We start from the raw sequence: 2,746 nt of genomic DNA, 5'->3' as shown, positions 1-2,746 counted from the left end.
GATTATGCGTAGCGCGGGATTATGTGGAGTCGTTGGCTGGCAGCCGCGGTTTTGCGGGGTTATTGTCGCCGTGCCGCTCCGCATAATCTCGACCATTGAGCCGCGGCTCTTCGCGCGTCGAACGCACTTTGGTTTATGTTGCCTCGTGACCTGGAACCTGAGGCGTGAGTTGCGGCTTTGGCGGATGGAAATGATGTTTCGGAGGAAATAGCGCGCATTCGGCGGCGGCTGGGCGATCTGGATGCCGAGCGCGCCAAGCTCGAGCGTGAGCTGGAGACATTTGAGCAGAGACTGACATCCGGTAGTTGCTCCTCCGAACGGCCCTCTCTTGCCGATGCCCCTGTCACCAACAACTCGTCATCGGCCGAGAAAATCGCCCTGTTCCGCCGTCTGTTCGCCGGGCGGACCGATGTCTTCCCCACGCGATGGGAAAACACGAAGGCTGGGCGCGCGGGGTATTCACCAGCCTGTGCCAACGAGTGGGCCAAGGGGATTTGCGGCAAGCCGAAGGTGAAATGCGGAGAATGCCCGCACCAGGCATTCATCCCGTTTTCCGAGGACATCGTCGAAAAGCATCTGCGCGGAGGCGATGTCCGCTCCGGTGACTTTGTCGCCGGGGTTTATCCATTGCTGCAGGACGAGACGTGCTGGTTCCTTGCCGCGGACTTCGACAAGGAAAGCTGGGCCGACGATGCCAGAGCACTGCTGGCCATCTGTCATGCGAAGGGGATTACCGCCGCCCTGGAGCGATCGAGATCGGGGAATGGCGGCCATGTATGGATCTTCTTCTCCGAGCCTGTGCCAGCGAGGATCGCCAGGCAACTGGGCTCGGCCCTGATCACGGAGACGATGGAGAAACGCCCCGAGATCGGCTTCGCATCCTATGATCGCTTCTTTCCCAGCCAGGACACCATGCCCCTTGGAGGTTTTGGGAATCTGATTGCGCTGCCGTTGCAGCGAAAGGCCCGGGAGATCGGAAACAGCGTCTTTGTCGACGAGGAGCTGCGGCCCTACGACGACCAATGGGCCTATCTGTCGTCCCTGCCCAGGGTGTCGGCAGAGATTGCCTTCAGGATCGCGGGAGAGGCGGAACAATCAGGTCGGATTTTGGGCGTCCGCATGCCGGTGGACGACGAACATGCCGACGAGCCGTGGAAGATGCCGCCGTCACGCCGGAGTGCGCCGCGGCGTATCGAGGCTGCGATCCCGCCAAACATCAGGATCGTGGTCGCCGATCAAGTTTACATCGACAGGACAGAGCTTCCGCCGGCCCTGATCGCGCAGCTTATCCGGCTGGCGGCCTTCCAGAATCCGGAGTTCTATCGCGCTCAGGCCATGCGGTTGCCGACATTCGGCAAGCCCCGGATTGTCTCGTGCGCCGAGCTTTTTGCTCAACATGTGGCGTTGCCCCGAGGCTGTCTCGGCGAGGCGATCGATCTTATCGCGAGCCATGGCGCCGTTGCCGATCTGGAAGATCTGCGCGAAATCGGCGCGGCACTTCCTGCGACCGTTTCCTTCCAAGGCGAATTACGACGGCCGCAGGTGGCGGCCTGCCAGGCTCTTGTCGCCCACGACACTGGCGTACTTGCTGCGACGACGGCCTTTGGCAAGACGGTCGTCGCAGCCGCACTGATTGCGCACCGCGCGCGAAACACGCTCATTCTCGTCCATCGACGGGAGTTGCTCAATCAATGGGTGGAACGTCTACGATCCTTTTTGAAGATCGATCCGAAGCAGATCGGCATGATCGGTGGCGGGAAAAGAAAGCCGACTGGCGTCATCGACGTCGCGCTCATCCAGAGTCTGGTACGCAATGGAGAGGTCGCAGATATCGTCGCCGATTACGGTCATCTGATTGTCGACGAATGCCATCACCTGTCCGCTGCGAGCTTCGAGCTTGTCGCGCGGCGATCAAAGGCGCGATACGTCGCCGGCCTGTCGGCGACCGTCGCCCGAAAGGATGGGCATCATCCCATCATCTTCATGCAATGCGGCCCCGTTCGCCATCGGGTCGACGCAAGGGTGCAAGCTGCCGAACGTGGTATCCGCCACCGCGCGCGTGATCGCTCGACGCGGTTTGAGTTACCGGTGGCGCTGGCCGCGACCGAGCGCCCGTCAATGTCTGCGATCTATGCGGCACTGGCGCAGGATAGCGGCCGGAATGACCTGATCTTCGATGACGTGCTGAAATCGCTTGAGGCGAAGCGCTCGCCCGTCGTTCTAACCGAGCGGAAGGATCACCTCGACTCTCTTCGGCAGCGGTTCTCGCCCTTCGTGAAGAATCTCGTCGTATTGCGCGGCGGTATGTCTGCGGGCGATCGCAAAATGGCCGACGCGGCGATGCGGGTGGCGGATGATCAGGAGCGCCTGATAATCGCAACAGGCCGCTATATCGGCGAGGGCTTCGACGACGCTCGACTCGATACGCTATTCCTGACGATGCCGATCGCCTGGAAGGGAACATTGGCGCAGTATGTCGGCCGCCTGCATCGTCTGCATGACGGCAAGAAAGACGTTCTTGTCGTCGACTATGTTGATAATGCCGTCCCGGTTCTCGCCCGGATGGCCGCGAAACGACGGGCGGGTTATCGCGCACTGGGCTACGTGCTTGAATAGCGGTGTCCTGCCGTGCCGCTCCGCATAATAGCGGACCGTTGTCCGCGGCGCCCCGTTGTGAGCGGAGCGCCGCGGTGTGGGTCATCGCGACCAGATCAGTGCGAACTCGCCATCGTCGCCTTCGAAGAGG

The 2,746-nt window shown here is 61.5% G+C and carries 1 protein-coding gene; it reads left to right on the top strand.

From position 1 onward, the window contains the following. Positions 1–177: 177 nt before the first annotated feature. Positions 178–2,616 (top strand): TOTE conflict system archaeo-eukaryotic primase domain-containing protein, encoded by a 2,439-nt coding sequence (locus tag ACFPOB_RS28645; RefSeq protein ID WP_377801663.1) that lies wholly within the window; start codon positions 178–180, stop codon positions 2,614–2,616. The last annotated feature ends 130 nt before the right edge of the window (positions 2,617–2,746 follow it).

Source organism: Allobosea eneae, from assembly GCF_042657265.1.
Lineage (GTDB): Bacteria > Pseudomonadota > Alphaproteobacteria > Rhizobiales > Beijerinckiaceae > Allobosea > Allobosea eneae.
Note: the sequence above shows the minus strand (reverse complement) of the source record. Positions and strands in the feature narration are given on the sequence as shown.